Below are 13,077 nucleotides of genomic sequence, written 5' to 3' on the forward strand. Positions count from 1 at the left end.
ACGGGCCCATCAAGCATTCCCGGTGATGCAACCGCTACATCCCGTCACCTGGGGGCACGCATGGACCCGCAGCGGCAATTCGGCCACAACCCGGACTGTACAGAGCGCGGTGTCGTCGGCGGGGGGAACATCGTGATCCACAGTCGGGCCGAACAGCGGTACCAGTGTCGAGGGTGCCGGCGGACCTTTCGCTGAGACGGCCGACACGCCGTTCTATCGGCTGCACAAGTCGGCTGAGGTGATGGCCCGGGTACTCACGCTGCTGAGTCATGGCTGCCCGATGCAGGCGATTGTGGCGGCGTTCGGACTCGATGAGCGGACGGTGGCGCGCTGGCTGCCGCCAATACGTCGGGGCCGTCCGCCAAAACGCCCACCTCTGAAGGCTGCCGCATGACCACGGTTCCGTGGGGTGTTACCCCGCACGACCCGTCCAATGTGCAATCGCCCTGGCGCAGGGGCCTTGTCGCGGGATTCCTGAAGCTCTGGGCGCAGGCCCCGGACGAGCCCGCGCCCCCGCGCCTCAGGCTGGTCAAACGTCTCGGTCTGCCAGGAGCCTCAGGCGCGCAAGAGCCGCTTCGCCAGCGGCTTCAGCTGCCGCACTATGCGCCGCTGCGGTCCCAGCATCAGGGCGTTTCGGCCGCGCCGCAGCAGGTGGGCTGGGCTGTCTGCGTCCACCCGCTGGTAGACGAACAGGTGCCCGTCCATCGAGCCAACCTGCTCGAAGCCGATATCCTGCACCGTTCGCCGCAAGACGGTGTCATCCGAGTACAGGTGCCAGGAGTTCTCGGGCGAGGGCGGGCGCGTGTCGAAGCTGGCAATCATCAGCCCGTTCGGGCGCAGCGCACGGTGCAGCTCGCGAACCGTCTCCGCAAAGTGGGGGACGTGCACCAGGACGTCTTTGGCCATGACGGCGTCGTAGGTGTCTGCTGGCAGGGAGACGTCGTTCAGGTCGAGGTAGCCGGCCCGCTGGCCGCGCCGCTCCAGCCGCCAGCGCGCAAACTCGAGGAGCGGGCGCGAGACATCCGCCAGATCGACGGTGTAGCCGAGTGCGCTCAGAAGCTGGGCCAGGTCGCCGATCCCTGAGCCGAAGTCCAGGCAGCGCGGCGCCTCTGCCGGCGGCCGGAGCGCCCGCGCCGCGATCACCGAGGTCGGGTAGATCGCGCCGACAGCCTGGAGGTAGGCGTACCAGCTCAGATCGAAGCTCCAGGACTGCGTCGAGTTGTAGAAGGCGCGCATGCCTTCGAGGGTGGAGCGGTCACCGCTGAACCACTCCTCGACGCTCCAGGCCTCCCAGTTGATGCACCGCGCGACGCACTCGTCGGGGCTCAGTTGATAGTAGGTGCTGAGGTCGTCCAGGATGGCGGTGCGGTGGTCGTCGATGCCCGGCAGCAGGAGCGCCTCGCGGTACACCGTGAACTCGCGGCTCGGCAGGGACGCCTTCCAGGCCTGGGCCATCTCTGACGGCGTGGGCGGCCGGTAGCCAGGGGCCAGCGGGTCGATATGCGTGCCCTGCTTGAGATGGGCGTCGGCAAACGCAGCGGTGGTCACGTGTTGAGCGCTCCTCGGATGCGAGGGATCGGGCGCGGCGATGGCGACGCGCGCGGCGGCCGGAGGCAGCCTCCCTCGGGTATCTCTTTCATCATACGGGTGTGCTCGCTGCGTAGATACCATTCTCGGCGGCCGAAAGGTGAAGATGTCGTGAAATTGCGTGATTATGCTGTAGTCCGACGCGCCAAACGGTCAGTTCGGCTCGCCGGCCCGCCGCCGGAACTGCACCACCAGCGCCGCCAGTCCCGCGTGCCGCGGCAGCTCCAGCGTCGGATCGTGCTCCAGCACCTTCTCGGCGGCCTTGCGGGCGCGCTCCACCAGCCCGACGTCGTCCAGCGTGGCGACCTGCAACTCGGGGAAGCCGCTCTGGCGCACTCCGAAGTAGTCGCCAGGACCGCGCAGCTTCAGGTCGTGCTCGGCCAGCGCGAGGCCGCTGTCCGAGTCCACCAGCACCTGGAGCCGGTTCAGCGTCGCCTCTGACGCTTCCTCGGTCAGCAGCAGGCAGACCGATTGCCGCTGTCCACGCCCGACACGCCCTCGGAACTGGTGCAGCTGCGCCAGCCCGAACCGCTCCGCCCCCTCGATCAGCATGACGCTGGCGTTGGGGATGTCCACGCCCACCTCGACGACGGCCGTCGAGACCAGCACGTCAAACTCGTGGTCGCGGAACTCGCGCATAACGCGGTCCTTGTCGGCCGGCCGCATCCGCCCGTGGAGCAGCCCGAGCCGCAGGCCCGCCAGCTCGCCGGCCTGGAGCCGCTCGTACTCGGCGGTGGCGGCGCGCGCCTCCAGGTTTGGCGAGTCCTCGACCAGCGGGCAGATCACGAACGCCTGCCCGCCCTTCGCGACCTCGCGGCGGATCTTCTCGTAGGCCAGTGGGCGCTCGTCTGGGTCGAGCAGGTGGGTGTCGATCTTCTGGCGGCCGGGCGGCAGCTCCCCGATCGTCGAGAGGTCGAGATCGCCGTAGATGCTCAGCGCCAGCGTGCGGGGGATCGGCGTCGCCGTCATCACCAGCAGGTGCGGGTGGCCGCCCTTCTCGCGCAGGGCGATCCGCTGGCGCACCCCGAAGCGGTGCTGCTCGTCCACGACGGCCAGCGCGAGGTTTGCCAGCTCGACGTTCTCCTGGATCACGGCCTGCGTGCCGACCAGGATGTCGATCTCGCCGTCCGCGATGGCCTGGTAGATGCGGCGGCGCTCGGCGGTGCGTGTCGAGCCGGTCAGCAGCCCGACGCGCGGCATTCGCGCCCCGGCTCGCTCCAAGGCCTCGGCGGCCCGCTCGTAGAACGTCGAGATCGAGCGGTAGTGCTGCTCCGAGAGGATCTCGGTCGGGGCCATCAGGCTGCCCTGGGCGCCGTTCTGGACCGCCACGAAGAGGGCGGCGGCGGCAACGGCGGTCTTCCCCGAGCCGACCTCTCCCTGGAGCAGCCGGGTCATCGGCTGGGGGCGGGCGGTGTCCACCAGGATCTCCTGGAGCGAGCTGCGTTGGCCGCCGGTCAGGCGGAACGGCTGCGCGCCGAGGAGGGCGTCGAGGGCGGGCTGTGGCACGTTCAGCGAGGGGGCTGCGACGCCCTGCCACTCGACCTTCCGCTGCACGACGACCAGTTGAATGGCGAACAGCTCGTCGAACGCCAGCCGGCGGCGCGCGATCCGCAGCCGCTCGGGGTCATCTGGGAAATGGACCTGCCGCAGCGCCGCCCCGAGCGGCCAGAGGTCGTACGTTTCGCGGAGCCAGCCGGGCAGCGGATCGGGCGCCGTGTCTGCCAGGGCGTCCACGGCCCACTTGATGCGCTCGCGAACGGTTCGGTCCTGCAAGCCGGCCGTCAGCGGATAGGTGGGGACCATCCGCCGGGTGTGGACCGGTTCCCCGCCATCCTGACCGACCCGTTCCCAGTCCGGGTTCTCGAAGTTCAGGGCGCGGCCGAACTGGGTCAGCTTGCCGCTGATCGCCACCCGTTGCCCGGCCTGGACCGGGCTGAACCGTCCGTGCCGGAACCACGTTGCGCTGACCCGGCCGGTCTGATCTCCGATGGTCGCCACGATCTTGTGAAGGCCGCCGCGCGGGCTTGGCGCGATGTCCACCTGCTGCACAACGCCCACGAAACTGGCGATGGGCTGCATCAGCAGATCGGCCGCGAGGGTGGCCGGCGGGTACGGCTGGTAGCGCGTCGGGTAGTGGCGCAGCAGGTCGCCAAACGCGTGCAGCCCGAGCTTCGCGAACAGTTTGGCCTCTTTCTCCTTGACGCCCTTGACCTCCGCGAGCGGCGTGTCAGCCGTGGCCGCGACGGCCGGCTGTGCGCTCCTGGTGCGCGGGGGTGGCGGGTGGGAGTGGCCCTCACCCGCCCGGCCCTCGGGGATAACGTCACCCACCCGGCCCCCCTCTCCGACGCGGAGAGGGGGGGACCTTCCGGCGTCGTCGCGCACGCCCAGGTCAGGAGCATCATCCGGTACGTGTGTGATGGCTCCCCCTCTCCCGCGTGCGGGGGCGGGGGGCGGGGGGTGGGGGGCATCCCCTGCCGGCCGAGAGCGGGGGGCGTCCCTCGTTGGCTGGGGGTGCCGTGCACTGGCTGTCGGGCGTGTGGTCTGCTCCCCGTTCAACAGCCCGAGCGCCGTCTCCACCCGCACCGCGCGCTCGGCCGGCGGCAGCGTGCCATAGCCGGCCAGCGCGCTGGCGACCGCGCCGGCCAGCCCCCTCAGCCCGGCCAGCTCGGGCCGTCCGCCCTGCGCGATGCGCCCCTGCCAGCGTTCGGCGAACGTGGCGAGGCCCCCCGAGACGGCCTGATCTGCGAAGCCCTTGCTCCGCTCCAGCTCCAGGATCTTGCGGATCGTCTCCAGCTCAGGCGGTGGACGCCGCGCGCCGGGGGCTGCCATCGGATCGGGGACGCCCCGACCTACTCGGCCAGCAGCGTCGCCACGCCGAAGACGCCCGGCCCGGCGTGCGTCCCGAGCACGATGCCGATCTCGGCGCGCTCGACCGGGATGCCCGGCACCCGCTCGCCAACCATCCGCGCCAGCTCGTCAAGGACTTCGGGGGCGTCGCCCTGCGCCACCGCGATCTTCTGGATGCGCCCCTGGCTTGCGACCACGTCCACCAGCCGCCGCATCCCGGCCGCCCGGCTGCGCGGGCGCTCGACCGGGTGCACCTCGCCCTCGCGGACCAGGATCAGCGGCTTGAAGTTCAGCAGCGAGCCCATCAGCGCCTGCGCCCGCCCGATCCGGCCGCCGCGTTGCAGATTCGTCAGCGTGTCCAGCACCACGTGCAAACGCAAGCGCGGCACCCAGGACTCCAGCTCTTTGACGATGGCGGCCGGCTCGATGTCCTGCTGCCCCAGCTCGGCGGCGTGCATCGCCAGCCAGCCCAGGCAGACGGTCGTCTGGCCGCTGTCCACGACGCTCACGCGGCCCTTCCCGATGCGCGCGGCGGCGTTGCGGGCCGACTGGCAGGTGGCGCTGAGGCGGTCGGCCAGGTGGACCGAGATCACGTGATCGCACTCGCCGAGCAGGCGCTCGTAGACCTCTTCGTAGAGGCCAGGGGCGGGCGCGGAGGTCGTCGGCAGCGTCGAGCGCTGCTTCATGAGCCGATAGAAGTCGTCGATACTCAGATCGACCTTGTCGCGGAACGTGTCGCGGTCCCAGATCACGGAGAGCGGGACCATCTCGATGCCCAGCCGCTCCCTGGCATCGCCAGGGAAATCGGCGGTGCTGTCGGTGACAACCCCGATGCGTGGCACGCGCTGGCTACTCCACCGACAGGATGTACGGGTAGTGCGGCTGACCGCCCTCGGCGATCTCCGTCTCGAGATGGGGATACGCGCCGGCGATGGCGTCCGTGAGCGCCACAGCGTCGTCCATGGTGGCGTCAGCGCCGTAGTAGACGGTGACGATGTCGCGGTCGCTGGCGTCGGCCTGGCCCAGCGCGCCGAGCGTCGCCTCGGTGAGCGAGCCGCCGGCCGCCACGAGTTTGTCGTCCAGCAGCGCGATGGCCTGCCCCTGCTGCACGGCCACGCCGTCGATCTCGGCGCTGCGCTCGGCAGTGGTGACCTCGATGGCCGTGACGTGCGCCGCCGAGGCTTCCATCAACTGAACGTTCGTGTCCAGATCCTCGCCGTAGTTGAACGCCAGCAACGCAGCGATGCCGTGCGGCAGCGAGCGCGTCGGCACGATCTTCACGGTGCGCGGCGTCTGCTGGGCCGCCTGCTGCGCGGCGAGCAGAATGTTGCCGTTGTTCGGCAGGATGACCAGATCCTGGTAGCCCACGGAGCTGATCGCCGTCAGGATGTCCTGCACGGACGGATTCATGGACTGGCCGCCCTCGACGATGGCCGCTGCGCCCATGCTGGTGAACAGCGCCTTGAAGCCGGGGCCGGGGCTGACGGCGATGACCCCGATGTTGCTCAGGCCGCTCTGGCCCGCCGCCAGCAGCTTGCCGGCGTCGTGCTGGAGCTGCATGTTCTCGATCTTGACGCTGGAGACGGTCCCGCGGTCGATGGCCCAGTCCAGCGCCTGGCCGGGCGTCTGGGTGTGGATGTGGATGCGGGAGACGGTGCCGTCTCCGACCACCAGGACCGAATCGCCCATCGACTCCATGAAGGCGCGGATCGCCGCTTCGGACTCGGAGGGGTCGGCGATCAGGAACTCGGTGCAGAAGCCCAGGCCGCCCTCGGCCACGTGCTGCGCCGCGACGAGCGCCTGGCTGGCGACGGGCGCTGCCGCCGTCGTCACGTCGTCGTCTTCCAGGGATTCGCCGCGCGTCGTGCGCCAGAGCGCCTCGACGATCAGCTTGTAGCCCTGGCCACCCGCATCCACGACGCCGGCCGCCTGGAGGGCCGGAAGCTGGCTGGTCGTCTCGCGGACGGCGACCTCCGCGACGTGGAGGACGCGCTCCCAAAAGTCGAGCACGTCCACCTTGGCGCGGGCCGCCGCCTGGGCCTCCTCGCCGACCCGCCGTGCGACGGTCAGGATGGTGCCCTCGACCGGCTTGCCGACGGCGCGGTAGCCTGCCTCGGCCGCCCCGGCGAGCCCGGCCGCGAGGTTCTGGACGGTCAGCGTGTTGCAGCCGTCGATGGCCTCGGCGAACCCGCGCACGAGCTGCGAGAGGATCACGCCCGAGTTGCCACGTGCGCCCATCAGCGCGCCGCGCGCCGCCGCCCGCGCGACGGCGTGCGCCTCGGGGGCCAGCTCGACGGCGGCCGCCTCGACGGCGGCGCGCATCGTCATCGACATGTTGGTGCCGGTGTCCCCATCGGGCACCGGGAAAACGTTCAAGGCGTTGACGCTGGCTGCCTTCAGCTCGAGCCAGGAAGCGGCAGCAGCAAAACCAGCCCGCAGATGATCCCCGTTCACCTCGTAGAGCGCGGGGAGGGTCGCTGCGGTGCGATCGGCGCCAGGCTCAAAGGACGGAGAAACGGAGGCCACAGTCCCTCTCGGGGAAGATGAGCGCGCGAAGCTGCGCCCGCCTCCCGTCTCCAGTGTTGTGGCGGCGTCCGAAAACGCCATGCTACACTTCGCACCGCATTATATCGCCTTCGGTTGGCGCGCCGTCTACGGTCGGCAGCCCGCCAGCATGAGCCAGCAGCGGTCTCGCAGCACCGCTCACCATGGTGGGCGACGGCGCTGCGCCTCCTGGAAGCGCTGCCGCTGGCGCCCAAATCGCGATGTTCAACGACGTGCAAGGGACGTGACCGTGAAGGGCCGATGTGAGATTTGTGACAAGACGGTGAGCTTCGGCCACAACGTCAGTCACTCGAACCGCAAGACGAACCGCATGTGGCGGCCGAACGTGCAGAAGGCCATTCTGCTGATCAAGGGTGAGCCGACGCGGGTGCAGGCCTGCACCCGCTGCATCCGCACGAACCGGAAGCACACCGCCACCGCCTGAGCCGCACGTCGCGGGCCAGAAGAATACGCCGCACCGGCCGCTCCCATCGGGGAGCGGCCTTTTGCTGTGTGAGCGACCGCACCCCCATGGGTTTGCCTCACCCCCAATCCGCTGCGCAGCGCGACTATCGGCTTTGTCGACGTCCTCTCCGGCGCGGGGAGGGGATTGGGGGTGAGGTAACCCGAGCGGCGAGGTCGTCTCACGACGGCAGGCTGTGCCGGTGCCGCCCGGGGTGGGCCGGGCTGGGCGAGGGCGTCCCCTCGTCGGCGAGGTCGGCGGCCGCGGGGCTCCCGCGCAGCGCCAGCCGCGTCTCGAGCGGCAGGCCGATCAGCGCGGCCCGACGCCGCCCGTCCGCCAGCACGATCGCCAGGGCCAGCCCGATGTAGGCAAACGCGAACCAGAGGTGCGCGCCGTCCCACGGGGCCACCAGTTGCAGGAAGAACAGCACGAACAGGGCGATCGCGCCCTTCCAGTCGAGCACCAGCGCCAGGATCAGCACCACCGCGAACAGCGACTGCGCGCTGGTCAGGAACAGCTCGACCGCCTGGTGCGAGTCCAGCGGCAGCGCGTCTGGCCGTCCCTTGGCGATGCCGTAGACCAGCGCCAGCGTGCCGATCAGCAGCGTCCACTGGTTCACCTTCGAGGAGACCATCGCCCGCATGCCGGCGGCGGCGTTCCCCTTCCAGGCGAACAGGATCGCGATCAGGAACTCGGGCGACTCCGACGCCAGCGGCGCGAGCCACTGCACCAGCAGGAACTGGTCGATGTTGAAGGCCGCGCCGGTCTCGACCAGCCCTTCCGCGAACGGCTCGGCCGAGACGAAGATCACGAACGCCGCGAACAGGAACAGCGCCAGCGTCCCGGTGCGCCGGCCCCGCGTGGAGAGGCTGCCGACGATGCGGGCCGGCCCTACCAGCTCCGGCTCGTGCGACTCGGCTTTGGCGGCTGCCCAGGTGTACAGCCCGAACAGCACCACGAATACGGCGGTATCGAGCAGCGAGATGCCGTGCAGCCAGGCTGGCAACGGCAGGCTGCTCCGCAGCGGGATCGTGAACGAGTAGAGGGTGGCCGTCAGCAGGATCGCGATCTCGATGGCCTGCCCGCGCTCCAGGCTGACTCTCTGTGCGCGGAAGCGCAGCCACGCCACCAGGACGATGGCGCTCCAGCCGATGCCGATCAGCAGCCGGTTGGCTCCCGTCATGTTGGCGACGGCGAACTGGGCCTGCGAGGGGTCCTCCGCTGCTTTCCAGGCGAAGACCATGTCCACGGCGTACTCGGGCAGCACGGCGATCAGCGCCAGCAGGGCCAGGGCCAACGCCTGCGAGACATCCTTCTCGAACGCCTCGGCGGCCCACGAGAGCATGAACGCCGCGCCGACAATCGCGAGGCCCGCCAGCGCCGCGATGATGGCCGGATTGCCGTGGTAGTTCTGGAACCGGAGAACGATCCAGGGCAGCGTCACGGCAACGGCCGCCGCCATGAAGACATAGTCGCGCCCGACCGGGCGTTCCGAGCTGGACAGCTCGGCAGCGTGAGCCATAGAACGAGTCCCTTCACCAGTGAGTCCGCGGGCGCGCAGACAATAAAAACCCGCGGCGAATGAAGCCGCGGAAAGTCTCGCGAACGGACTGGTGAAGTACCGGCCACGGACCGGGGTCGGCGCGCCGAAGTGAGCGGCAGGCGTTCCCGTGCTGACGATCCGTGGCGCCTCGACGTTGAGGCGCTACTCCCTTTCCACCAGGCAAGCGTACCAGGAGGCGGCCCCGCAGGCAACTATCTCGTCAGGAGCTCCAGGGCGATTGCATGTTCGTTGATGTTCCCGCAACGCCGTGAAACGCGCAGTCGGGGGTTGAAACCCCCGTCTACAGTCATTCCGTCGCTGCGCGACGGACGCCGGGAACGGCAGGGGCTGGTGAGCCTGGAGCGTCGCGAAGCGACTGCAGGATCGTAGGCGGGGCTTTCAAGCCCCGACAACGCTGCACGACCCGCCCAACGTGCAATCGCTCTGTCAGGAGCTCAGGATCTGGATGTTCGGGTCATCGAGTCCGGCGGCCGGGCAGGCGCAGGGCCAGCAGCGCCGAGAGTAGGGCTGCCGCCGCCACCACGGCGAAGATCGGGGTGAGGCCCAGGCCGGCCGGGGCCGCTCCAGCAGGACCGCCTGTCGCCAGACTCGCGAGGCCCGCCAGCAGCGCCGACCCGACGATGCTCCCCAGGTAGCGGCTCGTCGAGTACGCGCCGGCCGCCGCGCCTGCGTTCTGCCGCTCGACCGACTCCAGCGCTGACGCCTGCATCCCTGGCGTCGCCAGCCCCAGCCCACCGCCGAGCACTCCCAGCCCGAGCATCACCGGCCAGAGCGCCCCGAACCCGTTGGCCGCTGCCAGCCCGATGACCACCGTCCCGAGCGTCAGGATCGTCAACCCGAGCGCCGCCGGCCAGCGCCGCCCGAGCCGGTCCGCCAGCCGGCCGCCGACCGGCGAGGCGACCACCATCGCGGCGGCCATCACGCCAAGCAGCGAGCCAATCTCGGCGGCTGCGCGCCCGTCGCGCGCCCAGAGGATCGGCAAGGCCAGGAGGACGGTGTACATCGCCAGATTGCTCAGACCGACCGCCCCCGTAGCCGCCGCGAAGGCCGGCCGCAGGAAGAAGCGCGGCTGGAGGACCGGCTCCGGGTGGCGCAGCTCGCGCCAGAGGAAGACGCCGAACAGGAGGATCAGGGCGGCCGTTTCCAGCAGCAGCAGCGCCGCATCCTGGCCGCCGCCTCGGCTCAGCAGCAACGCCAGCCCCACCAGCACCGTCGAGAGCAGCACGGCGCCCGGCCAGTCGAACGGGCGACGCGGCGTCGGCGGGGTCAGGACGGCCGGTGCGTCCCTGCGCTCGCCGCGCGGGATGCAGGCCCAACCGAGCGCCAGCGCCGGCAGCACCAGCAGCAGGTTCACCCCGAACATCGCGCGCCAGCCGACCGTCGTCACGACCAACCCCCCGACCACCGGCCCGAGCGCCGCCGCCAGCCCGATGGCCGACCCGATCATCCCGAAGCGGCTGGCGCGCCGCTCGTCCGGCACGACCTCGCGGAGCAGGGCGTCGCCGTTCGGCAGCACCACGGCCCCCGAGACCGCCTGCGCCACCCGGCAGACGATCAGCAGCGGCAGGTTCGCGGCCAGCATCGCCCCGAGCGACGCGATGGTGAACCCCGCCAGCCCGCCGAGGATCAGTCGGCGGCGGCCCAGCCGATCCCCGAGCCGCCCCGCGACTGGCTGCAACGAGGCCATCGAGATCAGGTACGCCGTCACCAGCCAGCTGGTGGCTGCCGCGCCCGCGCCAAGCTCGGTGGTGATGGCCGGCAGGGCCACGGCGATCATCGTCGAGTTGAGCGGCGCGAGGACCGCCCCCAGGGCGACCGTCGTCAGCAGCAGCGACTCGGCGCGCAGAGAGCCGGCGTGAGATGACTCGGCGTGGGGTGGCTGGTCTCTTCCGGGATCTGACGCTCGAACCATCCTGCCTCTCCCCGCGCACCCAGGCTGCTACCAGGAAGGTCCGTCGGCTTTCCGGTGGGTCAATTGTCGAGCATGGCCCTCCTGGACCTGCAACCGCCGCGAGCCAGGGCGGGTTTCACCGTCTATGAACAGCACCGACACGCGCGCAGCACCAGGTTCAGGCTTCACCGTCTTCGAGACCGCCATCGGCTGGTGCGGCATCGCCTGGGGGCCGGGTGGCATCGCCGGGGTCCAGTTGCCGGAGTCAGATCGCGAGCGGACGCTGGCCCGGCTGCAGCGGCGGTTCCCGTCCTGGCGTCAGGCTGCCCCACCGCCGGAGGTCCAGCAGGCGATGGATGGGGTCGTCAGCCTGCTGCGCGGCGAGCAGCCAGACCTTGCCGCCGTCTCGCTGGACATGGCCGCCGTGCCCGCGTTCAACCAGCGCGTCTACGGTGTGGCGCGCAGCATCCCGCCCGGCCAGACGCTGACCTACGGCGAGATCGCCGCGCGCCTGGGCGAGCCGAGGCTGGCGCGCGAAGTCGGGCAGGCGTTGGGGCAGAATCCGTTCGCCATCCTGGTGCCGTGTCACCGGGTGGTGGCGGCCGGCGGCAAGACCGGCGGCTTCTCCGCGCGGGGCGGCGTGGCGACCAAGCTGCGGATGCTGGCGCTCGAAGGCGCAGCCACTCCGCAGTTGCTGCCGCTGTTCGACTGACCGCGACGGTGTTCCGCCTCACCGACCGGGCATCCGTTACCGTAGCGCCGGGGCTTGCGATCGTCACGTTGCTCGCCTGAGCTGGCGTGGAGTTGCTACCCTCCCGCTGACCGCTGCAGCGGGGAGGCGACCCCATGACCGCGAGCATCCTGCCCGCCGACTCCGAGCTGTTCCGGGTGCTGGACGGCGTCGTCCGTGAGCGCCGGTGCGTCTTCTTCGCGGGGTTGCCGGGCGTCGGGAAGAGCCTCCTGCTCCAGCAGCAGGCGATCCTGGCGCAGGAGGCCGGGCGGGTCGTGCATCGGCTGCAGTGGGACGTAGCACGCAGCCCGTTCGAGACGGCGGAGCTGCTCGCGCGGTATCCCGAGACGGACGGCGTCACCCATGCCGTCATCCGGAAGGCGGCCGGCCTGTGGGCGCGCGACGCCCTGGCTTCCTGGGATGCCGCGTACCCCGAGCCACATCACCTGCTGATCGGCGAGGCGCCGTTGATCGGGAATCGGCTGATCGAGCTGGTGCAGCCACGGGATGACGGCGTCGAGGGGCTGCTGGCCGGCGACGCGAGCCTGTTCCTGATCCCCGTGCCCTCGCGCGAGGTCCGCCAGCAGATCGAGTCGGCGCGGGTCCGCGACATGGCAGACCCAGCCCACGAGCGCGAGCGCGCCAATGCCGTCCCCACGCTGGTGCAATCGCTCTGGGAGGACGTGGCGAACGTCGGGACGGCGCTCGGGCTGCCGGAGGCAGCGGGCCTCGCTTCGACGGAGGCAGCGGGCCTCGGGCCGGCCGACTCCGCGCCGTCGCGTCCGTTCGATCCGGATCTCTACGGCGCGGTCTACCTGCGCCTGCTGCGCCACCGTGTGGCTGTGCTCCTGCCCATCACCGCCGTGCTGCCCGTCCAGGCGTCGGTGTACGCCGGGCTGGACGCCGTCCACGAGCTGATGCCCACTCCGGACGAGGTCGCACGGGAGGTCTCGCGGGTGGCGGCCCGCCCGGCCGCCGACGTGGAACGCGAGGTCGAGGACTGGTTCCGCGTCTGAGCGGCGATCGCGCCCCGTCCGCCCGCCCCGTCCGCCCGTTCGGCCACCCCGGGCGCACTCCCCGGCAGGGCGATTGCATATTCATTGGTGTCCCCGAAGCATCATGGAACGGGCGGTCGGGGACTGAAGTCCCCGCCTACAGGCACGCCGTCGCTGCGCGACGGCCGTCGGGAACGGCCGGCACTGGTGCGACTGGAGCGTCGCGCAGCGACTGCAGGATCGTAGGCGGGGCTTTCAAGCCCCGACGCGGCGGCACGACGCAGGGCGATTGCATGTTCATTGGTGTCCCCGAAGCATCATGGAACGGACGGTCGGGGGTTGAAACCCCCGCCTACAGTCACGCCGTCGCTGCGCGACGGCCGTCGGGAACGGCCGGCACTGGTGCGACTGGAGCGTCGCGCAGCGACTGCAGGATCGTAGGCGGGGCTTTCAAGC

At 70.7% G+C, this 13,077-nt stretch carries 9 protein-coding genes; 3 read left to right on the forward strand and 6 right to left on the reverse strand.

The genetic code is table 11. The annotated features are described in order from the left end of the window. Nucleotides 1-555: 555 nt before the first annotated feature. The 4 genes from IT306_14730 to IT306_14745 all read right to left on the reverse strand — a co-directional run bounded on the left by IT306_14730 (nt 556) and on the right by IT306_14745 (nt 6,960). On the reverse strand, nt 556-1,548 hold the full coding sequence (locus IT306_14730; protein ID MCC7369682.1) for a methyltransferase domain-containing protein: 993 nt from the start codon (nt 1,546-1,548) through the stop codon (nt 556-558). Nucleotides 1,549-1,740: 192 nt separating this feature from the next. Next, entirely contained in the window at nt 1,741-4,416 is a 2,676-nt protein-coding gene (gene recG, locus IT306_14735) for an ATP-dependent DNA helicase RecG (protein MCC7369683.1), read from the reverse strand. Nucleotides 4,417-4,436: 20 nt separating this feature from the next. Next, nucleotides 4,437-5,276: a DegV family protein gene (locus IT306_14740; protein ID MCC7369684.1), complete on the reverse strand. Its 840-nt coding sequence runs from the start codon at nt 5,274-5,276 to the stop codon at nt 4,437-4,439. 7 nt (nt 5,277-5,283) lie between these two features. Next, complete coding sequence (locus IT306_14745) at nt 5,284-6,960, reverse strand: DAK2 domain-containing protein (protein MCC7369685.1); 1,677 nt, start codon at nt 6,958-6,960, stop codon at nt 5,284-5,286. 148 nt (nt 6,961-7,108) lie between these two features. Between IT306_14745 and IT306_14750 the strand changes: the two genes are divergently transcribed. Then, complete coding sequence (locus tag IT306_14750) at nt 7,109-7,423, forward strand: 50S ribosomal protein L28 (protein MCC7369686.1); 315 nt, start codon at nt 7,109-7,111, stop codon at nt 7,421-7,423. 199 nt (nt 7,424-7,622) lie between these two features. On the opposite strand, the gene IT306_14755 is transcribed toward IT306_14750, so the two are convergent. Both IT306_14755 and IT306_14760 read right to left on the reverse strand, forming a co-directional pair. Further along, nucleotides 7,623-8,963 (reverse strand): sodium:calcium antiporter, encoded by a 1,341-nt coding sequence (locus IT306_14755; protein ID MCC7369687.1) that lies wholly within the window; start codon nt 8,961-8,963, stop codon nt 7,623-7,625. 496 nt (nt 8,964-9,459) lie between these two features. Next, nucleotides 9,460-10,917 carry an MFS transporter gene (locus IT306_14760; GenBank protein MCC7369688.1) on the reverse strand — a complete coding sequence of 486 codons (1,458 nt, stop codon included), beginning with the start codon at nt 10,915-10,917 and terminating at the stop codon, nt 9,460-9,462. Between the two features lie 124 nt (nt 10,918-11,041). On the opposite strand from IT306_14760, the gene IT306_14765 reads away from it, so the two are divergent. Further along, nucleotides 11,042-11,608: a methylated-DNA--[protein]-cysteine S-methyltransferase gene (locus IT306_14765; protein ID MCC7369689.1), complete on the forward strand. Its 567-nt coding sequence runs from the start codon at nt 11,042-11,044 to the stop codon at nt 11,606-11,608. A gap of 134 nt (nt 11,609-11,742) precedes the next feature. Next, a complete protein-coding gene (locus tag IT306_14770) occupies nt 11,743-12,642 on the forward strand; it encodes an ATP-binding protein (protein MCC7369690.1) in 900 nt (299 codons plus the stop codon). Nucleotides 12,643-13,077 lie beyond the last annotated feature (435 nt).

This window comes from Chloroflexota bacterium (assembly GCA_020850535.1).
Taxonomy (GTDB): Bacteria; Chloroflexota; UBA6077; order UBA6077; family JACCZL01; genus JADZEM01.

Coding starts and splice junctions, on each gene's coding strand:
- recG (MCC7369683.1), bottom strand. CDS start 4,416: ATGGCAGCCCCCGGCGCGCGGCGTCCACCGCCTGAGCTGGAGACGATC.
- IT306_14750 (MCC7369686.1), top strand. CDS start 7,109: ATGAGCCAGCAGCGGTCTCGCAGCACCGCTCACCATGGTGGGCGACGG.
- IT306_14755 (MCC7369687.1), bottom strand. CDS start 8,963: ATGGCTCACGCTGCCGAGCTGTCCAGCTCGGAACGCCCGGTCGGGCGC.
- IT306_14760 (MCC7369688.1), bottom strand. CDS start 10,917: ATGGTTCGAGCGTCAGATCCCGGAAGAGACCAGCCACCCCACGCCGAG.
- IT306_14765 (MCC7369689.1), top strand. CDS start 11,042: ATGAACAGCACCGACACGCGCGCAGCACCAGGTTCAGGCTTCACCGTC.
- IT306_14770 (MCC7369690.1), top strand. CDS start 11,743: ATGACCGCGAGCATCCTGCCCGCCGACTCCGAGCTGTTCCGGGTGCTG.